The sequence below is a fragment of the Pseudomonas fluorescens HK44 genome (genome assembly GCF_000217955.3).
GTDB lineage: Bacteria > Pseudomonadota > Gammaproteobacteria > Pseudomonadales > Pseudomonadaceae > Aquipseudomonas > Aquipseudomonas fluorescens_AQ.
Map to the genome: position 1 here is coordinate 455,089 of NZ_AFOY02000015.1, position 23,517 is coordinate 478,605.

19 protein-coding genes are annotated in these 23,517 nt (G+C 60.6%); 16 read left to right on the forward strand and 3 right to left on the reverse strand.

Annotated elements, in window-relative coordinates; all coding sequences use genetic code 11:
- Positions 1 to 11: 11 nt before the first annotated feature.
- The 9 genes from bcsE to bcsC are packed head-to-tail and all read left to right on the forward strand — an operon-like array spanning position 12 to position 13,738.
- Entirely contained in the window at positions 12 to 1,553 is a 1,542-nt protein-coding gene (gene bcsE, locus HK44_RS14795; RefSeq protein WP_031319483.1) for a cellulose biosynthesis protein BcsE, read from the forward strand.
- Complete coding sequence (bcsF, locus tag HK44_RS14800; protein ID WP_019690730.1) at positions 1,550 to 1,741, forward strand: cellulose biosynthesis protein BcsF; 192 nt, start codon at positions 1,550 to 1,552, stop codon at positions 1,739 to 1,741. Before bcsE ends, bcsF begins: the two co-directional genes overlap by 4 nt.
- A complete protein-coding gene (gene bcsG, locus HK44_RS14805; RefSeq protein WP_024264955.1) occupies positions 1,728 to 3,356 on the forward strand; it encodes a cellulose biosynthesis protein BcsG in 1,629 nt (542 codons plus the stop codon). The genes bcsF and bcsG overlap by 14 nt, the downstream gene beginning before the upstream one ends.
- The gene (bcsR, locus tag HK44_RS14810) at positions 3,326 to 3,568 is read left to right on the forward strand and encodes a cellulose biosynthesis protein BcsR (RefSeq protein ID WP_019690728.1); all 243 of its coding nucleotides are present in this window, start codon (positions 3,326 to 3,328) and stop codon (positions 3,566 to 3,568) included. The genes bcsG and bcsR overlap by 31 nt, the downstream gene beginning before the upstream one ends.
- Positions 3,565 to 4,287: a cellulose biosynthesis protein BcsQ gene (gene bcsQ / locus HK44_RS14815; RefSeq protein WP_019690727.1), complete on the forward strand. Its 723-nt coding sequence runs from the start codon at positions 3,565 to 3,567 to the stop codon at positions 4,285 to 4,287. The genes bcsR and bcsQ overlap by 4 nt, the downstream gene beginning before the upstream one ends.
- Positions 4,284 to 6,878, forward strand: a complete 2,595-nt coding sequence (gene bcsA, locus HK44_RS14820) for a UDP-forming cellulose synthase catalytic subunit (protein WP_019690726.1) — start codon at positions 4,284 to 4,286, stop codon at positions 6,876 to 6,878. Before bcsQ ends, bcsA begins: the two co-directional genes overlap by 4 nt.
- A complete protein-coding gene (bcsB, locus tag HK44_RS14825) occupies positions 6,875 to 9,157 on the forward strand; it encodes a cellulose biosynthesis cyclic di-GMP-binding regulatory protein BcsB (protein WP_019690725.1) in 2,283 nt (760 codons plus the stop codon). The genes bcsA and bcsB overlap by 4 nt, the downstream gene beginning before the upstream one ends.
- Positions 9,158 to 9,161: 4 nt before the next feature.
- Positions 9,162 to 10,277, forward strand: coding sequence for a cellulose synthase complex periplasmic endoglucanase BcsZ (gene bcsZ / locus HK44_RS14830; protein ID WP_019690724.1), 1,116 nt, complete (start codon positions 9,162 to 9,164; stop codon positions 10,275 to 10,277).
- Complete coding sequence (gene bcsC, locus HK44_RS14835) at positions 10,265 to 13,738, forward strand: cellulose synthase complex outer membrane protein BcsC (RefSeq protein WP_019690723.1); 3,474 nt, start codon at positions 10,265 to 10,267, stop codon at positions 13,736 to 13,738. Before bcsZ ends, bcsC begins: the two co-directional genes overlap by 13 nt.
- Before the next feature lie 128 nt (positions 13,739 to 13,866).
- On the opposite strand, the gene HK44_RS14840 is transcribed toward bcsC, so the two are convergent.
- Positions 13,867 to 14,739, reverse strand: a complete 873-nt coding sequence (locus HK44_RS14840) for an undecaprenyl-diphosphate phosphatase (RefSeq protein ID WP_019690722.1) — start codon at positions 14,737 to 14,739, stop codon at positions 13,867 to 13,869.
- Positions 14,740 to 15,087: 348 nt separating this feature from the next.
- Here HK44_RS14840 and HK44_RS14845 point away from each other — a divergent pair, with 348 nt between their 5' ends.
- The 7 genes from HK44_RS14845 (at position 15,088) to HK44_RS14875 (ending at position 20,670) form a co-directional block, all read left to right on the forward strand.
- On the forward strand, positions 15,088 to 15,855 hold the full coding sequence (locus HK44_RS14845; RefSeq protein ID WP_019690721.1) for a COG4705 family protein: 768 nt from the start codon (positions 15,088 to 15,090) through the stop codon (positions 15,853 to 15,855).
- Positions 15,856 to 15,884: 29 nt separating this feature from the next.
- On the forward strand, positions 15,885 to 16,322 hold the full coding sequence (locus HK44_RS14850) for a hypothetical protein (RefSeq protein WP_019690720.1): 438 nt from the start codon (positions 15,885 to 15,887) through the stop codon (positions 16,320 to 16,322).
- A 123-nt stretch (positions 16,323 to 16,445) separates the two neighbouring features.
- Positions 16,446 to 17,111, forward strand: coding sequence for a response regulator transcription factor (locus tag HK44_RS14855; protein WP_019690719.1), 666 nt, complete (start codon positions 16,446 to 16,448; stop codon positions 17,109 to 17,111).
- Positions 17,087 to 18,472, forward strand: coding sequence for an ATP-binding protein (locus HK44_RS14860; RefSeq protein WP_019690718.1), 1,386 nt, complete (start codon positions 17,087 to 17,089; stop codon positions 18,470 to 18,472). Before HK44_RS14855 ends, HK44_RS14860 begins: the two co-directional genes overlap by 25 nt.
- An 83-nt stretch (positions 18,473 to 18,555) precedes the next feature.
- Positions 18,556 to 18,927, forward strand: coding sequence for a hypothetical protein (locus tag HK44_RS14865; RefSeq protein ID WP_019690717.1), 372 nt, complete (start codon positions 18,556 to 18,558; stop codon positions 18,925 to 18,927).
- A 3-nt stretch (positions 18,928 to 18,930) separates the two neighbouring features.
- Positions 18,931 to 19,104: a DUF1289 domain-containing protein gene (locus HK44_RS14870; RefSeq protein WP_019690716.1), complete on the forward strand. Its 174-nt coding sequence runs from the start codon at positions 18,931 to 18,933 to the stop codon at positions 19,102 to 19,104.
- A 120-nt stretch (positions 19,105 to 19,224) separates the two neighbouring features.
- Positions 19,225 to 20,670, forward strand: a complete 1,446-nt coding sequence (locus HK44_RS14875) for a SulP family inorganic anion transporter (RefSeq protein ID WP_019690715.1) — start codon at positions 19,225 to 19,227, stop codon at positions 20,668 to 20,670.
- A 40-nt stretch (positions 20,671 to 20,710) separates the two neighbouring features.
- Here HK44_RS14875 and HK44_RS14880 read toward each other — a convergent pair whose 3' ends face one another.
- Positions 20,711 to 22,174: a M15 family metallopeptidase gene (locus HK44_RS14880; RefSeq protein WP_019690714.1), complete on the reverse strand. Its 1,464-nt coding sequence runs from the start codon at positions 22,172 to 22,174 to the stop codon at positions 20,711 to 20,713.
- Between the two features lie 373 nt (positions 22,175 to 22,547).
- Positions 22,548 to 23,441, reverse strand: a complete 894-nt coding sequence (locus HK44_RS14885) for a LysR family transcriptional regulator (RefSeq protein ID WP_020723520.1) — start codon at positions 23,439 to 23,441, stop codon at positions 22,548 to 22,550.
- Positions 23,442 to 23,517 lie beyond the last annotated feature (76 nt).

Below are 23,517 nucleotides of genomic sequence, written 5' to 3' on the forward strand. Positions count from 1 at the left end.
GGGAACTACATTTGAGTCAGGTCACGTTGGGCATCGGTCATCTACGAGATGAGCAAATATTGTTGCGCGATGGCGGGCTTTATTGGGTGGCAGTGGATCAGCAGAGCGATTCTGCCGCGCTGGCGGTCCAGTGCCTGGCAGCGATGCCGGCCAATGCGCAAGGGATGTTGGTGTGCTGCGGGCATTCCAGCCAGGACCTGGCCCAGAAGTTGGCGGCAGATACCGGTCCTGGTCAGTTGAAGCTGTTTGACATCAAAAAAGACGACATCGGCCTGACCCTCAAATCACTGGTCGGCGAGCTGACCCGTGCTGCACCGGTTGCCGGCACTACCATCGTGCTGATGCTACCGGACAGCGCATGGCAGAGCGACGTTGCGCCAGACCTGCGGCATTGCTGCCTGTCCCTGAGGCAATGGCTGGGCGCAAGCCAATGCTCCCTGCTGGTGATCAGCCATGGCCAGGCGCCTCAGCTGCATGAAGGTTTGTTGAGGCTCAACGATACGATCTCCGGGCTCGCTCAGCTCTATCGCCGTGATGGTGGTATTCGCTATCAATTGCACTACTGGCACAGCGAACGGGGCGTGTGCAGCGGGCAGGAGTTCGAGCTCGAATTGCAGGTGGACGGTTTTGCGCTCTCGGTCTATGAGCGGACCAATGTGCAACTGACCCATACCGATGACCAGCGCATCTACCTGACCCAGCGTTCTGTGCTTGAGGGCTCGCCACCACTGTCGGATCAGTGGCGGCTGTTCGAGAACCGCGAGGATTTGCTCCAGCAAGCCAGCCACGCTCGTGCTGCCAGCATCATCGTGGCCATCGACAACAACCTGCAGGTCGAAGAGCTGGCCCGCCAGATTCACGCCTTGCGCGAGCGCTGCGGCATCGCGCTGAAGATCATCGTACGCGAGATGGAGCCCTGCCTGCGTTATCGGGACGAGCGTTTGCTGGTGTCCTGCGGTGCCAACATCACCGTGCCCTATGGGACGACGCTGGCGCACTTCTTCAGCATCATCGACAGTGCCCAGGGCCAGACCTGGCGCCGGAGCCGCACCACCGACGTCCAATCGCTATTTGAACGTCTGCGGCCGCCCTCCGAGCGCGGTCTGTTAACGCCCCAGGAATTCATCAGCATGGTGGAGCGCGTCTATAATGGCGCCTCTGGCGAAATCAGCCACCAACTGCTCAAACTGATGCCGCGCGGTGGCCTGGAAATCGAGCAGTACTTGAGTCAAATCGGCTTGCGTCGTTTCGGTGACGTCGCCTGCGTGGTCAACGGTGCCTTTTATCTGTTCCTGTTTGCCTGTCGCGCGGACGGGCTGGAACCGGCATTGGGGAATATCTGCCGGCTGGCCTGGCGCGATCTGTTCAGCAGCTTCCAGATTCTCCAAGGCGTTGAAGCGTTGCCGCGCGAGGACTTCCTCGCGGCGCCCTTGATGCCTCCCACCTTCGTTCTGGCAGAAGAACGCATGGCGGGTAGCTCCGCTGAAGCTGCCGGCCGTGCTGCCTATTCACCTAAACGCACCACACTGCCCATTACGGACCCTTGTTCATGAGTTATTCCGAGCTGATCCAGGTGATTGGCCTCAGCAGCCTGCTGACCCTGATACTGATCGTGGTACTGATCAGGTTCGGTCGCCATTTTCTGTCCGTCGTGCAGGGCCTCTTGCCCCCGCGTTACCTGAAATCCCGTGGCGTGCGTCGTCGCGCTCCTGTCCAGAGCGAGCCCCATGAGCCGGTATGAAGTCATAAATCCGATGTCAGTGCGCGTCTGGCCGGGCCTGGGTCCCTGGAATCTGTATTTCATCCTCAAGTTCGTACTGCTGTGGGCGGGTTACCTGAACCTGCAGGTATTGCCTAACCTGGTATTCGCGGCGGCGTTGCTGCTGCCGTTGCCGCATCGTTATCTGCGCATCCTGCGCACAGTCATTGCGATCCCCGTGGGTGTTGCGCTGTTTTATCAGGACACCTGGCTGCCCCCCTTCAGCCGCCTGCTGAACCAGCCAGGCGTGCTGGATTTCACTGGTGCGTACGCTGTCGAACTGGCGGGTCGTTTCATTGACTGGAACCTGTGTGCGCTGCTGGCTGTGTTGGTGGTGGTCTATGCCTTCGTCCGGCACTGGCTGCGCCTGACCACTCTGAGTGTGCTGGGTTTAGCCTGGCTGGCCAGCGCCAATGTGCTGGCCCTGCGCCCCAGTAACGAGCCGGTCGCGGCGCCGGCCAGCGGCGCTCCCATCGCTGCGGTGAGTACGGCCGCCCCGGACAGCGCGACACTGGAAGCCTACCTGCAGAAGTTCTATAGCACCGAGGCTGGACGTCAGGTGGAGTTCAAGCCTGCGACTTCTGCAGCACAGCCTTTCGACCTGTTGCTGATCAATATCTGCTCCATGGCCTGGGATGACCTGGAAACCGTGGGCTTGCGCGATAACACGCTGTTCCAGCAGATGGACGTTATTTTCGACAGCTTCAACTCGGCCACTTCCTACAGCGGTCCGGCGGCCATCCGCCTGCTGCGCGCCAGTTGTGGGCAGGTTCCGCACAGTCAGCTCTATGGCACGGCCCCGGAGCAGTGCATGTTGATGGACGACTTGAGCAAACTGGGCTTTTCCAGCGAAGTCATGCTCAACCACACTGGGAAGTTCGAAGGTTTTATTGACGAAGTCCGCGCCCAAGGTTCATTGCCGGGCCCCGCTGTCAGTACCAGTAAATTGCCGCGTGCCCTGGTGGGCTTCGACGGTTCGCCGATCCTGCGCGATGCTCAGGTATTGGACACTTGGTGGAAGCACCGCGAAGAAGAAAAGAGCGATCGCGTGGCGCTGTTCTACAACACCACCACACTGCATGACGGCAACCGTGTGCTGACCGCTGATGGCGGCACCAGGAGCAGCGATTACAAACCGCTTGCCCAGGGGCTGATCGATGACCTCAATGGCTTCATTAAACAACTGGAACTCAGTGGCCGTCGGGTGGTCGTGGTGATCGTGCCGGAGCATGGCGCGGCCCTGCATGGCGACCGCATGCAGATAGCCGGCATGCGCGAGATCCCGAGCCAGTCCATCACCCACGTGCCAGTCGGCATCAAGCTGGTGGGCATGGGTCATAACCCCGGTGCTGCACCACTGCACATCACCGAACCGAGCAGTTTCCTGGCCCTGTCGGAAATCATCAGTCGCTTGTATAGCGCCCAACCCCAGGCGGATGGCCAGGGGCTCAACTGGTCGGTCCTGCTAAGCAACCTGCCGCAGACGGCGGCAGTCTCCGAAAATGCTGGCACGGTGGTCGTTGACTACGCCGGAAAACCTTACATACGCATCAAGGAGAAAGCAGGATGGCTGCCTTACCCACAGCGCTTCAAGTGAAGACCAGGGTGCAGTCACGTGCGGATCGTGCCGATGACATCGCCCGCCTGAAACTGGAGCTTGAGCTGCCCGAACTGGACTATGTGGACACGTCTGCGCAGATCGAATTGCAAAAGGCCCTGCATCGCTGGCCGCTGTTGGCGGAGATGGAGCGGCTGCAGGTGGCGGTCCAGCCGAAGATGCATCAGTGCGAACTGGAGACGCTGTCGTGACCGCACTCAGTCTGCGTGGTCTGCGCGGCGGTGTCGGCACCAGCTCGCTGCTGGCGGCCACCGGCTATGCACTGCATAGTCTGGGCGAGCGCGTGCTGCTGGTCGACATGTGCCCGGAAAACCTGCTTCGCCTGCACTTCAACGTCAGCGTCAGCGAACCCGGTGGCTGGGCGCGCGCCATGATCGAAGGGGTGGGCTGGAACACCCAGGCCTGGACCGTGGAGCCAGGATTGAGCGTGTTGCCTTACGGTCGCCTGAAACTGGAAGAGCAGGATCAAATCGAGCAGCGCCTGCTAAACGAGCCGAATCTATGGCACCGCCGACAGGCCAGCCTTGCCGAACACGTTGACTGGATCCTGTTCGATGTGCCTTTGCGACTGCCCGGTCATGCTCGTGTCGGCCCCTGTGCGTTGCGCCTGCAGATTGTCGAGGCGGACGCTGCCTGCCATGTGCTGTTGCAACAGGAAGAAACCCCCAGCGAGCATCTGCTGATCAACCGCTTCGACCCGGTCAGCCAATTGCAGCGCGACCTGTTGCTGATCTGGCGCAAACAATATGGTGCCCGCCTGCTGCCTCTCAACGTGCATCAGGATGAAGCAATGCGCGAAGCCCAGGCGTTCAAGATGCCGGTGGGGGCTTATGCCGAGGCCAGTCTGGTTGCCCAGGATGTGCTGAGCCTGGCCACCTGGTGCCTGACTCGACGCTTGGGGGCGGTATGATCGCCCGCGTTTTCCCTTATGTTCACTTGCGTCGACGCTATGACTGTGCGCCGCCAGTTGCGCTGCTGCTGGCGACATTGAGCGCCTTGGCGTGGTTGCTGTTGCGTCTGGAGTCACCGAACTGGCGAGCAGTGCTCGATCAGCCAAAGCGCTGGTATCCGCAACTGACCAACAAGGCACCGAGCCTGGGTGACCCGTTGCGCTATGCGGTGCAAAGCTTCTGGCTACTGCTGGTTCGTCCGGCCACGCCGCGGGCGCGGACATTGTCGACTCCAGCCTGGCTCAAGGTCGTCGGCGCGCTGTACCTGCGGCTGTGGACGCGGATTGGCAAGGTGCTGGAAGAGTTGCCCCAGCGCGCCGAGGCCAGCCAGCAGATTCGCCAGAGCAGCCATTGGTGGAAAGGTCTGGACCGTCACAATCAACGATTGGTCAACGCGGCCATCGGTGTCGTCGCCTTCATTTTTACGTTGCTGTGCATCACCGAGCCCTTCGGCTACGTCGCCCAACTGGTATTCGTTTTGCTGCTGTGGGGCCTGGCCATGCTGGTGCGGCGGGTTCCGGGACGCTTTCCGACGTTGTTGATGGTGGTGCTGTCGGTCATCGTCTCGTGCCGTTACCTGTGGTGGCGCTACACGTCGACCCTGAACTGGAACCAGCCCCTGGACCTGGTGTGCGGGATGATCCTGCTGGTGGCCGAAACTTATTCCTGGGTAGTGCTGATCCTGGGGTACATCCAGACTTGCTGGCCCTTGGGCCGCAAACCGGCGTTGCTGCCACGCGACACGCGCCTGTGGCCCAGCGTCGACCTGTTGATCCCGACCTACAACGAAGACCTGTCAATCGTGCGGGGGACGGTGTATGCGGCCATGGGCATCGACTGGCCGGCCGACAAGCTGAACATCTACATTCTCGATGACGGCCGACGCGAGAGTTTCCGCCAGTTCGCCGCCGAAGTAGGGGTGGGTTACATCACGCGCAGTGACAATCGTCATGCCAAGGCCGGTAACCTCAACCATGCGCTGAAACAACTGAGCGGCGAACTGGTCGCCATTTTCGACTGTGACCACATACCGGTGCGCTCATTCCTGCAAATGACCACCGGGGGCTTTTTACGTGATCCGAAACTGGCGCTGGTGCAGACCCCGCACCATTTCCTGTCACCGGACCCCTTCGAGCGCAACCTGGATGTATTCCGCGAGCACCCCAACGAAGGCGAGCTGTTCTACGGGTTGATTCAGGACGGCAACGACATGTGGAACGCGGCGTTTTTCTGCGGCTCATGCGCGGTGCTGCGGCGCGCCGCGCTGGATGCGATCGGCGGCTTTGCCGTCGAGACGGTTACCGAAGACGCCCACACGGCGCTACGCCTGCACCGCAGCGGCTGGAACTCGGCCTATATCAAGTTGCCGCAAGCGGCCGGCCTGGCAACCGAAAGCCTGTCAGCGCACATCGGCCAGCGCATTCGCTGGGCCCGTGGCATGGCGCAGATCTTCCGCACCGACAACCCCTTGCTCGGAAAAGGCCTGAGCGTCTTCCAGCGCATTTGCTACGCCAACGCGATGATGCACTTTTTGGCCGGCTTGCCGCGCCTGGTGTTTCTGATGGCGCCGCTGGCGTTTTTGTTCCTGCATGCCTACATCATTTACGCCCCGGCGCTGATGATCCTGCTGTACGTGCTGCCGCACATGATCCACGCAAGCCTCACCAACTCGCGGATGCAGGGTGCCTATCGTCGGACGTTCTGGGGGGAGGTGTACGAGACCGTACTGGCCTGGTACATCGCGCGCCCCACCACCGTGGCATTGTTCAACCCCAAAAAGGGCAAGTTCAACGTCACCGCCAAGGGCGGCCTGATGGAGCACAACCAGTTTGACTGGAAAATCGCCCAGCCGTACTTGCTACTGTCGCTGCTGAACATTACCGGCCTGGGTTTTGCCATCTGGCGTCTGATCTGCGGGCCCCGCGACGAGATCGTCACCGTTGTGGTGAGCGTTCTCTGGGTGGTCTACAACCTGGTGATCATCGGAGGCGCCATGGCGGTCGCCGCAGAAGCGCGCCAGGTTCGCCAGACCCACCGTGTAACCGTCAAGTTACCCGCTTCAGTGCGCCTTGAAAGTGGTCACTGTTACCCAGGCATGTTGCAGGACTATTCCGACGGTGGCGCAGGCATCCAGCTCGACACCTCGCTGTCGTTGGCGGTGGGCGGGAGCATCTCGCTGATGATGCAGCGCGGCACTCGTGAATTTCTGTTCCCGGGCTATATCAGCCGCAGCCACAAGAACTTCGTCGGCATCAGCTTCACCGGCCTCAATACCCAACAGAAAATCGACTTTGTGCAGTGCACGTTTGCCCGCGCCGACGCTTGGCTCAACTGGGGCGAGAATTACACCCCGGATCGCCCGCTGCACAGCTTTGTGGACATTCTCAAACTTGGCTGCACCGGTTACTACCGCCTCTACGAATACCTGCCTGCCTGGATCCGCCGCATCGCCGGCCCGCCTTTGCGAATGTTGCGCTGGTTGGTCAGTTTCCTGCCGCGCATGCCAGCGGCTGCCCCAACTCCCAACTCCCGATCAGTGAGCGCACCATGAGCCGCTACTTCAGCAAATCCCTTGTTGCCAGTCTGGCGCTCCTGGTCGTCGGTTACGCCCAGGCCACCACCGCACCTGTGCCTGTCGCACCGGTCGTGGTCAGCAACACACCGAGCTGGAGCACCGCGTACAGCTTCGAACAGCTGGGCCGTCCCGCCGACAGCCTATTGCTGGGTATCCACAATAGCGACCAGATCGAATTCAGCCTGCGCCGAGATCGCATCGCCAGTGACGCGAAACTGCAGCTGGAGTACACACCGTCGCCGTCTCTGCTGCCACAGATCTCGCATTTACGCGTGTACCTCAACGACGTGCTGATGAGCGTTGTGCCGATCGAGAAGGACCAGTTGGGTAAGAGGGTCAACCAATCGGTAGCACTTGACCCGCGTCTGATTTCGGACTTCAACCGCGTACGCCTGGAGTTCGTCGGCCACTACACCGATGTCTGCGAAGATCCGGCCAACAGCACGCTATGGTTGAACGTGGGGCGCAGCAGTCAGATCCAATTGCAGGAGCAGGCGCTAACGCTCAAGAACGACCTGGCCTATTTCCCGATGCCTTTCTTCGACACCCGAGGTCAGGACAAGCCGGTCATCAATTTGGTCTTCGCTGATGCGCCGACCCTGGGCGAGCAGCGTGCAGCCGGTATTCTGGCGTCCTATTTCGGCAGCCAGGCCGCTTGGCGTGGTGCACAGTTTCCCGTGCTGTTCAACCAGCTGCCACCCGCCGATGAGCGCCATCGCGCCAAGTCGGTCATTGTCTTCGCCACCAACGATCATCGTCCATCCTTCCTGGCTGACACAACGTTGTTCCCGGTCGTGGATGCGCCCGTTGTACAGATGATCGACAACCCGCAGGATCCCTACAGCAAGATGTTGCTGGTGATGGGGCGCAACGACGATGACCTGGCTGTGGCTGCCCGTGCCCTGGCATTGGGCGCAGGCGCGTTCCGCGGGTCGCGCGTGACCGTCAACAAGGTCGAGCAGCTCAAACCTCGGGTGCCTTATGACGCGCCGAACTGGATGCGCACGGACCGCTCGGTACGCTTCGCCGAGTTGATCAAGTACCCCGAGCAGCTTCAGGCCAACGGGCTGCAGCCACGGTCCATCACGGTGGACGTGAATCTGCCGCCTGACCTGTTCGTCTGGCGTAACCAGGGAATCCCGCTGCAAACCAAGTTTCGTTATACGCCTCCGTTGGTCAACGACGAGTCGCGCTTGACCATCAGCCTGAACAACCAGTTCATCACCAGCCTGCCGTTGCTCAGCAAGACCGACAGCCGTCTGGAGGAGCTGCGCCTGGCGGTGTTGTCCAACGAGTCGGCGAACCTCAGCGACAAGCTGCTGGTACCAGCGCTGAAGATTGGCGACCGTAATACCCTGCGTTTCGACTTCAACTTCGCCAGCGCCTTTAGCAGTGCCCAGCGCGACCGTTGCCAGACTTCGCTGCCGGTGAACAACCAGGCCGTGATCGATGAAGAGTCGACCATTGACCTGTCCGGCTACTATCACTACATCGCCATGCCCGACCTGCGCGCCTTTGCCCGAGGCGGTTTTCCATACAGCCGCATGGCTGACCTGTCGGAAACCCTGGTGATGGTCCCGACCCACAGTCGCGCTGTGCAACTGAGTACGGTGTTCGAGACCATTGCTGGAATTTCTGCGCGCTCAGGCTTGCCAGCGTTTGGTCTGCGACTTTCGGACAACTGGGACGACGCCAAGGCGGATACCGATCTGCTGGTATTCGGCGCCATGGCGCCGGGCGTGGGCGATGGTGCCGATGCCAATCTGGTGTTGGACAAGACGCGTGCCTGGCTACTCAAACCGTCCAACGAGCAGATCGGCAAGTCGGCCCGCGCCGGCCAGTTCAGCGATGAGCGCGACATGGGGGCCAACCGCGTTGACGTCAGCGCCCAGGCGCCGATCGCCGCCATCGTCGGCTTGCAGTCGCCGTATCACCAACAGCGCAGTATTGTGGCCTTGCTGGCGAGCGATGACGCCGATTACCAACTGCTGCGCAATACCTTGGGCGACACGGGAAAAATTGACGCCGTTACCGGTTCTGTAGCGTTGATCCGCAGCAGTGGCGTAGACAGCAGTTGGGTGGGCCAGCAGTATTTTGTCGGCCATCTTCCGTGGTGGCTGCTGCTTTGGTACCAATTGTCCGAGCACCCGATCCTGCTGGCCGTCTTCGCCACCATCAGTGTGCTGCTGACGGCGTTCCTGCTGTGGCGCGCACTACGTTGGGCTGCCCGTCGTCGCCTGGCTGGTCAGGAGTAGTCGGGTGAAAGCTTTCTTCGCGCTGGCTTTGGCCGCGTTCATCGTAGTGCCTGGTGTTGCCGGTGCTGCTGATTGCGCCTGGCCGGCCTGGCAGAATTATCGCCAGGCGATGCTCAGCCCGGACGGACGGGTAATCGACCACTCCTCGGAGCAACTGATCTCCACATCGGAAGGACAGAGCTACGGGCTGTTTTTCGCCCTGCTGGGCAATGATCGCGAAAGCTTCGCCAAGGTGCTGCGCTGGACCCAGGACAACCTGGCCGGCGGAGACCTGAACCGGCAGCTTCCGGCGTGGCAGTGGGGGCGCGACAACGCTGGTCGCTGGCAGGTACTTGATAGCAACAACGCCACCGACGCCGATTTGTGGATCGCCTATAGCTTGCTGGAAGCCGGGCGTCTATGGCATCAACCGACTTACCTGGCATTGGGTCGCAATCTGCTTTGGCGCAGTGCTGCGCAAAGCCTGCGCAAGCTACCGGGTCTGGGCCTGATGTTGCTGCCTGGCGACGCCGGATTCGACAATGCCGAGGGGTGGCGTTTGAATGCCAGTTATCTGCCGCCGCAATTGCTGGCACGCTTCGCCCAGGAAGCACCGATTTGGACGGAGCTGGCCAGCAACACCGAACGTCTATTGATCGAAAGTTCGCCCAAGGGCCTGGCACCCGACTGGCAACTGTGGAAACCCGGGCAGGGTTGGGCCGTGGACAGTCAGAAGGGCACTGCTGGTAGCTATGACGCCATTCGTGTCTACCTCTGGCTGGGCATGCTGGACAAGGATGCGCCCGGGCGCACCAGGTTGATCGAACACTTCAAACCCATGCTGGACCTGACTGCACGGCTGGGCCATGTTCCGGAAACAGTCGACACAATCACCGGTCTCGACAATGGCACCGGCCCGGTCGGCTTCGGTGCTGCATTGTTGCCCTTGCTGGCCGCCAGCCCGGACAGCGTGGATGCCCTAAAGGCCCAGCGTCAACGCCTGCAACAACAGCCGCCCTTGGCAGATGCCTATTACAACCAGTCGCTGACGCTGTTCGGGCAGGGCTGGGACCAACAACGTTATCGCTTCGATAAAAACGGACGCCTCGTGCCGAACTGGACTGCCGCATGCACAAATTGACCGGTTTCGGGCTGCTGTTGAGCAGCGTTTATGGGGTCGCCCTGGGCCAGCCTCTCAGCCCGCCCGACCAGCAGCAATGGCTGCTGGAGCAGGTCCGCATTGGTGAGGCTCTGTACCGCGAAGACCTGGTGCATGACTCGCTGGCTCGTCTGGAGCTTATCGCCCCGGACAATCCGCTGGTGAAAGTCTTTGAAGTCCGCCAGGCACTGTTGCAAAAGAATCAACCGGAAGCCGAACGCCTGGTCGCCCAACTGCGCCAGCAGGTGCCAGGCACGGCGGCCCTGCATCAGGCCGAGAACTTGCTGAAAATGCACGGCGCCGACGGTCAGAGGGCTCTGCAGGAGGCGCGCCTGCTGGCCGTCGCCGGTCGTTCCGAAGACGCGGTCAACGCCTATCGGCAATTGTTCGGTGATGACATGCCGGACTTTGCCACGGCTCTGGAATATCTGAATGTGCGTAGCGGCATCAAGGCCGAGCGCCCGGTCGTGATAGATCAGTTGCGCGAGCTGGACCGCCAGTACCCCGGCAATGCTTCGCTGCGCCAGACCTTGGCCGGCCTGCTGTTTGCCGAAAAACGTGATCCCGAGGCGCTGGACGTCTTGCATCAATTGGCTGGCGATCCGAACGCCAGCAACAACGCTGCCGAACGCGAATACAACTACTGGCTCAAACAACCGGTAGGGCACGAAACCGCGCAGGGCTGGCGAACGTTTCTGAAGTTCTACCCCTACACCAGCTTTCGCGCTGACGCGACTAAACAGTTGCAAGAGCAGGAGCAATACCTGGCTGATCCGGCCTGGCAGGCCGGAGTCAAAGGCAAGGCATTGCTTGAGGCCGGCGACAACGTCGGCGCTGAAGCCAGTTTGCTTCGGGCGATCAAGCGTTACCCGCAAGACTCCAGCCTGCTCGGTTCGCTGGGTCTTTCGCTGATGCGCCAGAACAAGCACGAAGCGGCATACAACACTTTTGCCCAAGCTTCGGCCATCGAGCAAGACACCACCTGGATAGCCAAATGGCAGGATCTCAAGGCTGTCAACTATCAGTGGATGCTGATGCAAAAGGGTGATGAAGCCCTTGAGCGAAAGGATTACCCCGTCGCGAAAAAATGGTACCGGCAGACGGCTAATGCCAATCCGAGCGATCCAGCGCCGCTGATCGGCTTGTCCTACGTTGCCCGGGGCGAATCCGATGACATCACCGCAGAAGCCCTGCTGGTGCGGGCGCGCAAGCTCGATCCGAACAACGCAAGCGTGGTGCGTGCGATGGTCCGCCTGTACCTGTCGCAATCACCGGAAAAGGCCGAGCACTACCTCGACAGCCTGACGCCCAAGGAGCAGCAAGAGTTTCAAGGCGTGCGTCGGGGGCTGACGCTGGATCGCCTCAACGCGCAAGCCGATGACGCTACCCGGCGCAGCGATTGGGCGCAGGTGACGGTAGCCTTGAGCAAGGCTCGCGTGCTGGACCCGGACAATCCCTGGCTGGTGTACCGCTTGGCCAACGCCCAGCGCGAACTTGGTCGCAATACCGAGGCCGATCAAAGCTTCCACGGGCTGTTACAACGTCAGGGCCAGAACACCGAGGCGCGCTATGCCCACGGCCTGTTTCTGGCCAATGGTGAGCGTGACGGCGAGGCCATGGGCAGTCTGCAACAGATCCCGCGTGCCGCCTGGAGCGACAACATGAACGAGCTGTGGGCACGTCTGCAGCGTCGCCAGTTGCTCGCGAAGGCCCGGGCACTGCGCGACGGTGGCCATGAGGTCCAAGCCGAAGCGCTGTTGATGCGTGCGCCGACCACTGATGACTACCTGACCCTGGCCGACTGGGCTCAGCAGCGTGGCGACCTGGTACAGGCCGAAAGCCGCTACCGCAAGGTGCTGGCCAGCGCGCCGAAAAATGCCGAGGCCCAACTGGGCCTGAGCGAAGTGCTGATCGCCCGCGGTCAACCGAACGCCGCCAAGGTCAGCCTTATGGCAGTGGCGGCGCCGGTACCGGCCGATGTGTCGTTTCAGCGCCGCCTGGCCAATGCCTGGGCGTCGCTGGGCGACAAGACGCGTGCGAACGCGCTGTTCGCGCAGTTGCTCAAGACCCCGCAAAGTGATCCGTTGGTCTATCGGGATGCGGCGCGTCTGTTGTCCCGAGAAGAGCCGCAGTGGGCTCTGGATGACTATGCGCGCAGCATGGGCGCGGCAAGGATGATCGAACCACAACAGGCTGAGCCGCGCGACAACCGTGCCATGACCTTGGCCAGCCGTGCCAGGGACAGCGATGACTGGTTGAAGCGCAGCATCCGCAGCGACGTCGACGAGCTGTACCAAAAGCAGAACCCGACGGTGAACCTGTACCATGACCTCGCCTGGCGCACCGACAACAGCTCATCAGGGGTCTCGGACCTGACCACCCAAACCACCATCCTGCGCATCGACGCGCCGGTGGCGCAAGGGCAGGGCTTTGTCCAGGCCGAAGACATCAATCTGGATGTCAGCAACTTTTCCAGCACCGACCGGTTCGGCTTGTGCGCGGTGGTGGTGAATGGCTGTACCAGCGCTTCGCAGAGCGTGCGCGGCACCCTGCTGGGCATGGGCTGGCATGATGATCGCTGGGCCTTCGACCTTGGCCATACGCCACAAGAATTCACCGTGTCGAACTGGGTGGGCGGTGTCACCTACAGCGGTGACTGGAGCAGTGTGGGTTACCGCCTCACGGCATCGCGGCGGCCCCTGACCAACTCACTGGTGTCGTATGCCGGTGCGGTCGATCCGGTTACCGGAACCAAGTGGGGCGGCGTTACGGCCAACGGCTTCACTCTGGGCCTGAGCCATGACCAAGGCGGCAAGGATGGCGTGTGGGCAAGCCTGAGCAGTCATTGGTTAGTGGGCCAGAACGTTGAGAACAATCAGCGACGCACAGCGATGGGCGGTTATTACTATCGCCTGGTGGAACGCGCCGACGAACGTCTGCGCACTGGCCTGACCCTGATGTACATGGGCTACGACAAGGACTTGAGCGAAGACACACTCGGCCAGGGCGGCTACTACAGCCCGCAGCAGTACTACTCGGTCAGCGTGCCGGTGAACTACGCCTGGCGTAACGCTGACTGGTCGGCCTTGCTCGAAAGCTCGGTGGGTTGGTCGTTCGCGAAAATCGATGGCTCTGATCTCTACCCCAAAGACAGCGAAACCGATCTGCAAAACCTGCTGGCGCAGTCGGATCACAAGATGGTGGACAACCCGTCCCTGACCAAGAGTGGCAGTAGCAGCAACGGCTTCAATTTCCGTGTCCAGGGCCTCGTGGAACGTCGCCTTTCGGATAACCTGGTCCTGGGTACCGGTATCACCTGGCAGCACAGCGAAGGCTACGCCCCAAGTCGCGCCTTGCTTTACCTGCGCTACACGTTTGACCCTTGGCAAGGAAACCTGCCGCTACCGGTGGAGCCGATCTCGCCTTATGCGGATATGCGCTAGAGCGCCACAGCAGGCGGACTGGCCCGAATTATCGCTCTGCGCATTCGGTATGGCGGTTGTGGTCAACTAATCCCGGACAATAAAAAGCCCGGCAACCGGGCCGGGCTCTATCAGCGTTTGAACGTTGTTTAGCTCAACAGCCCGGTACTGACCGCGACAATCAGGAAAATACCCAGCACCGCCCGGTAGATAACGAAGGGCCAGGTGGAAAACCTTTCAAGGAATTTCATCAGGCCCCAGATGGCGCAAAACGCCGACACGCTGGCGATCACCAATCCGAAAATCAGGTGCGACCACGCTTCGACCGGGATATGTGCGTGATACAGCACCCACAGCTCTTTCAAACCGGCCAGTGCGATAGCGGGTAGCCCAAGCAGGAATGAGAAGCGCGCGGCTTCTTCGCGTTTGAAGTTCAGAAAGAGCGCGGCGGTGAGTGTTGAACCGGAGCGGGAAACACCGGGAATCAGCGCGCCAATCTGTGCAATACCGACGATCAATGCATCCCGCAGACGCATCTGTCCCACGACACGTTGATGGCGGCAGCTGAGTTCGGCTGCAGCCAGCAGAACGGCCATCACCAGGCATGAGATACCAATCACCATCAGGCCTCTTAACGGTGAGTTGCACGTATTGAGCAGTGAGGACAAGGCCAGGCCCGCAATGCCGATCGGGATGGTCGCCAGCACAATGGCAACGGCCAGCTTGAACGACTGGTTGCTGTAATCACGCTGCCGCACGGCGCCGATGCTTCCGGTGACGACTTCCCGTACATCACGCCAGAAATAGCTGACGACCGCGGCCAGTGCAGCCAATTGCATCGCGGCGGAAAACGCCGAGCCAGGATCGGGCCAGCCGAGCAGGGCGGGTACGATACGCATGTGCGCAGTGGATGAAATGGGTAATAGCTCGGTGATGCCTTGAATGATGCCCAGGATGCCAATTTGCAGGTAATCCAGAGAAGCAAAGCCGATATCAAGGCCGCTGGTACAAACGTTTGTCAAAATACGTTCCTTAAAAAGTAAGGCTTTCCCACTACCCCCCCCCGAAAACACGGTACGACGCTCGGAAAGTCTCGGCAGTGGGCAAATGATCCTGGACTGAACCGCTCTGTCAGAGGGTCGCTCAAGGTGACTGCGAGCGGAATAATGGCCTTATTTGTAACTGTTTGCTACTGGCTGTTGAGATGATTTTTTTAGCCAGGAACGCCCGCGAAGCCCATGTGTACAGGCCTGTCCGGGATTTTATGTTCGCTTCATGACCGACAATCGAGGTTGCTCAGTTCCAGCTAAGTTTGCCTGCGTAGTCTCGCCCTCGCGCCAATTGCAGCGCTGTCAAGGAGAAGCATCCACATGAAGCCGCTTACGAAAGCTGACTGGCTCAATAAAGTCCCCGAGGTGACCCTGTCGTTCTGGGTCATCAAGATCATGTCCACCACTGTGGGTGAAACCGGCGCCGACTTTCTCGCCGTCGATGCCGGGTTGGGGCAGAGTGTGACCAGTATCGGCATGGCCGTGCTGTTGGCGATCGCACTGTTCGGCCAACTTCGTACACGCGCCTACACCCCTTGGATTTATTGGCTGACGGTGGTGCTGGTGAGCATCGTCGGGACACAGATTACCGATGTGCTAACCGACAAGATGGGCATCAGCCTGTATGCCAGCACAGCGGTATTTTCCGTGCTGCTGGCGATCAATTTCATGATCTGGTACGGGTTGGAGGGCAGTCTTTCGATCACTGAAATCGTCACACCGCGCCGGGAGCTGTTCTATTGGGCGACGGTGCTCTGCACCTTTGCGCTGGGCACGGCGGCTGGCGACCTCGCCACCGAGGCGCTGGGTCTTGGTTTCACACTGGGCGCGGTGATATTCGGCGCGTTGATCGGCCTGACGTTCGCCGCCTGGCGCCTGGGCGGCAATACGGTCCTGACCTTCTGGATCGCCTACATCCTGACCCGGCCTTTTGGCGCCTCCCTGGGCGACTTGCTGACCCAAGCCAAGACCTATGGCGGACTCGGCATGGGCGCCATGTGGACCAGCGCGATTTTCCTCAGCGTCATCCTGATTCTGGTGGCCGTCGCACAGATGAGCGTCGGCAATCGCAAACTCGTCACTGAATAACCCGTTCAAAAGCCTATCAAGGAATCATCATGGTCTACGTTAAAACCGCCATTCGTAAAGCCGCCGTTCTTTCAGCCATCGTCGTGTTTGGCCTGGCCGCCGGGTGTTCGAAACCTGCCGATGCGCCAAAAACGGGTGCTACTTCGGGCGCAGCCAGCGTTCAGCAGAGCACGGTCTCGAAACTGGGCGACCTGTCGGCATTCCAGGGCATTGCGGCCAACGTTGCCGATCTGGTGAATAAAAACGACCTGCCGGGCGCGAAAACGCGAATCAAGGACCTGGAGTTGTCCTGGGACTCCGCGGAAGCCGGCATCAAACCGCGTGCTGCCAGCGACTGGCATGTCCTGGACAAGTCCATCGACACTGCACTTGAGGCCTTGCGCGCCAGCACCCCGAAACAGAGCGACTGCAAGGCGGCAATGGATGATTTGCTGAAAACCTTCAATTCGCTGCAAGGAAAAAGCTGACTGCTTTCAATATCAATAAATCGCTTCGCGCGCGCTTGAACAGGTGATTCAATGCAGGCTCGACAGTCATTGCGCAGGTATATCCGCGTGAGTGTCGAGCCTCACTTATCACCGGAGAGGGACATGCGGATATTACTGGTCGAAGACGACCCCATGATCGGGGAGGCGATCCAGGACGCACTCAAAGATGCCAGTTACGCCGCCGACTGGGTCAACAATGGCCTCACCGCCCTGACGGCGCTGGACACTCAACATTATGACCTGGTGTTGCTTGACCTCGGCTTGCCCGGCAAGGACGGCCTTGCGGTATTGAGCAGCATTCGGGCTCGCAACAACGGCGTGCCACTGCTGATCATCACGGCCCGCGACAGCCTCGATGATCGCTTGCGCGGCCTCGATGGCGGCGCTGACGATTACCTGCTCAAACCGTTTGATATGGCAGAGCTGCTGGCCCGCATGCGGGCCGTTCTGCGCCGCAAAGGCGGCAGCGCGCTGCCGGTGTTCAGCAACGGCGTGGTGTCGCTGGACCCGATCTCGAAACAAGCCAGCACTGCAGAAAACCCCGAGGTCCAGCTCTCCAGCCGCGAGTTTTCGCTGCTGCAGGCGCTGTTGATCAGGCCGGGGGCGATTCTCTCGCGCAGCGAGCTTGAAGACCGTATCTATGGCTGGGGCAATGAAGTGGAAAGCAATGCGGTGGAGTTTCTGATCCATGCACTGCGTCGCAAGCTGGGCAGCCACGTCATCAAGAATGTCAGGGGTATGGGATGGATGGTTTCAAAAGGCGACTGAGCGAGTCGGTCCAGGTCAGGCTGTCCGTTTCCCTGTCGCTGGCCATTCTGATCGTCGCTATCGTGGCCGGCATTTTTGCCTTCGTCTCGGCATTCGATGAAGCCCTGGAAATGCAGGACAATACCCTGCACCAGGTGGCCGTGTTGTTCGAGCGTCAGCAGATGACGCTGACCTATCCGACACAAGGCAAAGGCATCGAGGGCGACGATGAAGAGTCCAGGGTCACCGTTCAGTACCTGAACGATGGCAACCAGGCGTCGGGCAACGTGGAGGCTGGTGCACCGCTGCCACTGCCGACGACGCTGACCGACGGCCTGTCGACCCTGGTGGTCGGTGGCGAGCCGTTTCGTGTGCTGGTCAAGACCCTGACCAGTGGCGCACGCATCGCCGTTGCGCAGGAAACCGGCACTCGCGACAAGGACGCCCGTGAGAGCGCCTGGCGCGGCCTGCTGCCGTTTCTCATCCTGTTTCCCGTGCTCTTGCTGGTGGTTGCCGATCTGGTGCGCAAGCTGTTTCGACCTATCGCGGCACTGGCGTCTGAAATCGACCAGCGCGGCGAGCAGGAACTGCACCCCATCGACGAAAACCATTTGCCCGCCGAGATCCGTCCCTTCGTGCTGGCCATCAATCGATTGCTCAACCGTGTGGCGCAATCGATGGAGACCCAGCGGCGCTTCGTCGCCGACGCCGCCCACGAACTCCGATCGCCGTTGACGGCCCTGTCGCTGCAAGCCGAGCGCCTGGCCGTCGCAGACATGTCGACGTTGGCGCGGGAGCGTCTGTTTGCGTTGCGGCGGGGGATCGAGCGCGGCAAGAATCTGATTGATCAACTGTTGGCGCTGGCCACCGCACAATCGAACTCGACGCTGCCTGCAACGCCGGTTTCCGTGCATGGCGTCTATCGTCGCGTGTTGGAGGACCTGATGCCGCTGGCCGAGGCCAAGCATATCGACATCGGTGTCGAGGACGAACAGGACGTGCAGGTGCTGATCAACGAGCTCGACCTGCTGGCCATGGTCAAGAACCTGGTCGATAACGCCATTCGCTATACGCCGGCGGGCGGACGGGTAGATCTCTCGGTGGGCATGGAGGAGGGCGGAGCGCTGTTGCAGGTCAAGGACTCCGGCCCGGGGATTGCGGCCGAGGAACGGGAGCGTGTGTTCGACCCGTTTTATCGCAGCCTCGGGAACCATGAGGTCGGGTCCGGGCTGGGGCTGTCGATCGTCAAGGCGGTAGCCGATCGCAACGGGGCACAGATCCGTCTGGGGTTGGGCGATGAGGTGGCAAGACGCGGGTTGTGTGTTTCGGTATGGTTGCCGTCATTGATTTCCCGCAGCGTTCCCCCTGCCGCCCATTTGTAGGCGCGGCATCATGTGCGAAAAGAACACATAGCCGGCTGATGCATCTCTCAGCCGGCCCTGGATACTCACTCAAGGATCAATCCATGCTTTTAAGCAAGCGCGATCAGGCGCAAATCGAGCGTCGCCTGGTGGTTACCCTGACCGAGGCCTGTGAGACGGCCAAAGCGCAAATCGTCGGGTTTGCCTGGTTGACCCACGAGGTGGATTACACGGCATTCCCCGCAAGCCTGAGGGTGACCTGGGTTTTCGACACGCTGGCCAACAAGCGCGAGGCCCTGGCCATCGGGCAAGCTGAACGCATGGTAGAACTGACGGCCGTGGCGTTGAGTGAAGCGGACATTCTCGTCAGTCCGGTTTCGGCTCACGTGCAATTTGACACTGAAGAACAGTGTCAGCGCGTCAATGGCGGAAACTGGCAGCAACGTTTGGCGCGCCAGCGCTCGACTCGGGATTGAACCATGGCCAAGGATATCGAAAACCCGTGTATTTCCGTTTGCCAGCTACGCGGTGAGCTGTGTGTGAGTTGTGGGCGCATCAAGGAGGACATCAGGAAATGGAAGCGCATGAAGCGCCCCGAAAAAATGGCCGCCGTGCAACGCGCGAACCTGCGCCTGCAAAGCCTGAAAAAATAACGCGTGAGCCACCGGTCGACCGATAACTGGCCGGTCCACCTTCAATTCCGTAACATCCGCAGCCGTCTTTTCCCGCCACGCCCTGCGGATTGTTCCGTCGGCCTGTATTTTAGGTAAGCCATGAAACCCAAACGTCTGCGCGCTGATGCCCTGGCCGGACTCACCACCTCTTTTGCTCTGCTGCCCGAATGCATCGCCTTCGCTCTGGTTGCCCACCTGAATCCGCTGATGGGCTTATACGGAGCCTTCATCATCTGCACCCTGACCGCCCTGTTCGGAGGCCGGCCGGGGATGATTTCCGGTGCTGCCGGATCAATGGCCGTGGTGATTGTCGCGCTGGTGGTGCAGCACGGCGTGCAGTATCTGCTTGCCACCGTATTGATGGGCGGGCTGTTGATGATGGCTTTCGGTCTGCTACGGCTGGGCAAACTGGTGCGCATGGTGCCGTACCCGGTGATGCTCGGTTTCGTCAATGGCCTGGCGATTGTCATTGCCCTGGCCCAACTGGAGCATTTCAAGAGTGGCGGGACCTGGCTGAGCGGTACAGCGCTGTATCTGATGATTGGGCTGGTGGCGCTGACGATGGCCATCGTCTACGTGTTGCCGCGCCTGACCCGAGCCGTGCCACCGGCGTTGGTGGCGATCCTCGGCGTCGGTCTGGCGGTCTACCTGCTCGGCCTGCCGACTCGCACCCTTGGCGACATGGCGCACATCGCCGGCGGTTTACCTGGCCTGGCCCTGCCTCAGGTGCCCTGGAACCTGGAGACCCTGCGCATCGTCGCCCCTTATGCGGTATTGATGGCGCTGGTCGGCCTTCTGGAAACGCTCCTGACGCTGAACCTCACTGACGAGATCACCGAGAGTCGTGGTTACCCGGATCGCGAATGCGTGGCATTGGGCGCGGCCAATATGGTTTCCGGCCTGTTTGGCGGGATGGGTGGCTGTGCCATGATCGGTCAAACGGTGATCAACCTCAGTTCCAGCGGCCGCGGCCGCCTTTCTGGCGTGGTCGCGGGGGGGATGATCCTGCTGTTCGTGCTGTTTCTTTCGCCGCTGATCGAGCGCATTCCGCTGGCGGCTCTGGTCGGGGTGATGTTCGTAGTGGCGCAGCAGACCTTCGCCTGGGCCTCGCTGCGGGTGCTCAACAAGGTGCCGTTGAACGACGTATTGGTGATCATTGCCGTAACGATCATCACAGTGTTCACCGATCTGGCTATCGCTGTGCTCTGCGGGATTGTCATTGCTGCGCTGAACTTCGCCTGGCAGCAGGCCCGCGAGCTATACGCCGACAGTTACCTGGAAGCCGACGGTAGCAAGCTCTACCGCCTGCATGGCACGCTGTTCTTCGCCTCTACTGCACCGTTCCTCAACCAGTTCGACCCCGCCAACGACCCGCATCAGGTAACCCTCGATTGTCGCCACCTGAGCTTTGTCGACTACTCGGCCATCGCTGCGCTAAAGACGCTGCGTGAGCGCTACGTCAAGACCGGCAAACAGTTGCGGGTGTTTCACTTGTCCGAACGCTGCAAGAAAATGCTCAAACGCGCTGGCGTAGCTCACGACTGAGGTCGGTGCATGGGAACAGGTCGAGTTTGAGTCAGCGATATCAATGCTGGGGAAGGTTCCAGCGTTCGCGAAAGTGCTCGTACTCCGCTTCGGGCAGTTGAACCAGTAGAGGGGACTGACGCGGATCCAGCCAGCTGAACAAGCGAGCAATGTCCGCTGGGTCCATGGCTGTGCAGCCAAGCGTCGGGGAGGTGGGGGCACGCCAGATGTGGAAGAAAATGCACGAACCGGAGTCGGCGGACGCTGGCGTGTTGTGCTCGATGACAATGCCTTGTCGATACATGTCGTCATCGCGACGCATGTGTTCGGAGCTGTTCCAGTCCTTGGCAATCTTCGATCCGTCGACGAGCTCGTTATAGCGTTTGGAGTGGCTGTCATCCACGCATTCGGTGGTCGATGTCAGCGCAAGGTAAGGCAGTCTGGTATCGGCCGTGCTGTCGTAGCCAAAGGCTGTTCCCAGTTTGAACAGGCCAGCAGGCGCTTTCCCGTCGCCTTCACGTTTGATCGGCCCCTCGCGTTGGTCAACGACACTGAGACCCTTGCCCCAGGCCAGCCCGCTTTTGCCGACAACCACCGGAAACGACGCTCCATATTTCTGAAACGTTTTGCCTTGCCGCTCATAGCGTTGGGCGGTCCCCTGGATATCAGTCCAGTTTTTTGTCGTGACCACAATGAGTTGGTTGCTGGTGTCTGGCACCTGCGCCTGTGCTGCGTGAGGCTGCGGATCGGTGTCGCTGGACTCCAGCGGAGTAATGGGGAAATCCATGACGTTCTTCAACGCATCATTCCCGGTGTAGGTGAAGTGCCACCACTCTTTCGAGTACCCGGAAAATCCCTCTTTTTGCATGGCGTTGCCGAGCCGCTGGCGATTCTCTCTGGCGGTCGCGTTGATCGTCGAACTGTCGGTATGCGCTCGCTCATCAAAGCAGTCAAAACCTGTTCCCATGTCGACAGCACCATCATGCCAACGCTGCTCATAGGGCGCGGCGCAGTCGACTTGCGCGGCCGAGGGGTTCCATGTCTGTGCGGGCAGAGCCGCTGGCCCCGTCAGCGTCAAATCCACCGTGCCGCCCTTGGAGTGATTCGAAACGCGGGCCACATAGCCCAGACGCCAGAAGTCTTGCTTGTCCACGCGCGGATAGAACTCGGCCTTGCGCGGGTCACCCGGTTGCGTCGCAAAGCGCCCCATATCGGCAACAGCACGGCTGGGTCGATAGCAGTCAAATACCTTCAAACCGTAGCCTTGCGCGCGCAGCGCCGTTTGTACCCGGGCAAGGGCCTTGGCGGCGTCCAGCGACAACAGACACTCCGCAGCGCCGTAGCCGTCAAGCGGGTGCCCGGTGAAGTTGTGGGCGCTGGCATAGCGGATGTCCTGCTCGATGCCCGGATCAATCGCCCGCAGATAGACCATATGCTCGGGTCTTGGCTCGGCGCTCGCCATGCAGGGCGCGATAATGGCCAGCATCGAGAAGCACAGCGGTTCGATTTTGCACAGCAGGCGCATGCGATGCCTCCAAAGATGCCGGTTTTCAAAGCAGAGCGGGTAATGGAACGGGGCGGTGACAGTATCAACGTGGGAATAGAAAGAATAGAAAGGACTGGCGAAACTGCTGCTCAATAAAAAACGCTGAACCGGTAACGGTCAGCGTTTTTTATGCAGGCCGGATTTGGATTCAACTGCGAGACAGGCGTTTATTGCCGGATCGGGTCGTCTGCTTCAGCGGTCCTGGCGACCGCCAAATGCCGCCGGCCTGCGCTCTGCAAACGCCGCCAGCCCCTCATCAAAGTCGCTGCTCTCTCAGGCCTGTCGACGCAGTTCTGCGATCTGTTCCATTGCCTGGACGGGCATTGGTTGCAGGTCTTCGAGGATGCGCAATTCAACTGCGCTCTTGCGCAAGCTGCGTCACCAAAAATTCGATAAACGCCCGAGTCTTCTGCGGAACCCGACGTGCAGACGAGTAGACCGCGTTGATGGTGATCGGCGGAGCCTGCCATTCGCACAACACGGCGACCAGCCTGCCGGCCGCCAAAGCCTCTTCGACAATGAAGTTCGGCAGCAAGGCGATCCCCATGCCGGCTTCTGCGGCCTGGGCCAGCAGGTCGCCATTGTTGGCATGCAGCGGGCCGGTGACATGCACGCGCTGCGTCTCGTTGCCGTTGCTCAATTGCAGGCTGACGCCGCTCTGCAGATAGCCATAATTCAGGCATTGGTGGGCGCTCAGGTCCTTTGGCGATTGCGGTGTACCCGCGCGCTCAAGATAGGCCGGGGAGGCGACCATGATCCGCGGAGCAGGCGCCAACAGTCGGGCCACCAGGGAGGAGTCCGGCAGGCTCGCGATGCGGATGGTCACATCGAAGCCGCCGCGTACCGGGTCGACCTGCTGGTCGCTCAGGACCAGTTGCAGCTCGATGTTCGGATGCTGTTCATGAAACAACGGGATCAACGGCCCGAGTCGCCGCAGACCGAACGACATCGGCGCGTTGACCCGCAGCACGCCGCGTAGTTCGCCAATGCCGTTACGCGCCCGTTGCTCGGCTTCGTCCACGGACGCGATCACTTCACGGGCCGCTTCGTAGTACTCCGCGCCGGCCTCGGTCAGGTGCAGGCTGCGCGTCGTGCGCTGCAGCAACTGCACACCGATGGCCTCTTCCAGCGCCTGAATCTGTTTGCTGACTTTTGAACGTGGCACATCCATCGCTCGGGCTGCGGCAGCAAAGCCGTTTGCTCCGACGGTGGCGACAAAAGCACGCATGCATTCGATCCGGTCCAAGACTGTCCCTATTTTGGAAATAATGATTATGCATTTTAGGTAATTGTTTCGGTTTTATCCAGAAACTACATTAGGT

Bases quoted from the DNA above. Each gene is read 5' to 3' on its own strand.
- bcsF (WP_019690730.1), top strand. From the start codon at position 1,550: ATGAGTTATTCCGAGCTGATCCAGGTGATTGGCCTCAGCAGCCTGCTG.
- bcsG (WP_024264955.1), top strand. From the start codon at position 1,728: ATGAGCCGGTATGAAGTCATAAATCCGATGTCAGTGCGCGTCTGGCCG.
- bcsR (WP_019690728.1), top strand. From the start codon at position 3,326: ATGGCTGCCTTACCCACAGCGCTTCAAGTGAAGACCAGGGTGCAGTCA.
- bcsA (WP_019690726.1), top strand. From the start codon at position 4,284: ATGATCGCCCGCGTTTTCCCTTATGTTCACTTGCGTCGACGCTATGAC.
- bcsB (WP_019690725.1), top strand. From the start codon at position 6,875: ATGAGCCGCTACTTCAGCAAATCCCTTGTTGCCAGTCTGGCGCTCCTG.
- bcsC (WP_019690723.1), top strand. From the start codon at position 10,265: ATGCACAAATTGACCGGTTTCGGGCTGCTGTTGAGCAGCGTTTATGGG.
- HK44_RS14845 (WP_019690721.1), top strand. From the start codon at position 15,088: ATGAAGCCGCTTACGAAAGCTGACTGGCTCAATAAAGTCCCCGAGGTG.
- HK44_RS14850 (WP_019690720.1), top strand. From the start codon at position 15,885: ATGGTCTACGTTAAAACCGCCATTCGTAAAGCCGCCGTTCTTTCAGCC.
- HK44_RS14855 (WP_019690719.1), top strand. From the start codon at position 16,446: ATGCGGATATTACTGGTCGAAGACGACCCCATGATCGGGGAGGCGATC.
- HK44_RS14860 (WP_019690718.1), top strand. From the start codon at position 17,087: ATGGATGGTTTCAAAAGGCGACTGAGCGAGTCGGTCCAGGTCAGGCTG.
- HK44_RS14865 (WP_019690717.1), top strand. From the start codon at position 18,556: ATGCTTTTAAGCAAGCGCGATCAGGCGCAAATCGAGCGTCGCCTGGTG.
- HK44_RS14870 (WP_019690716.1), top strand. From the start codon at position 18,931: ATGGCCAAGGATATCGAAAACCCGTGTATTTCCGTTTGCCAGCTACGC.
- HK44_RS14875 (WP_019690715.1), top strand. From the start codon at position 19,225: ATGAAACCCAAACGTCTGCGCGCTGATGCCCTGGCCGGACTCACCACC.
- HK44_RS14880 (WP_019690714.1), bottom strand. From the start codon at position 22,174: ATGCGCCTGCTGTGCAAAATCGAACCGCTGTGCTTCTCGATGCTGGCC.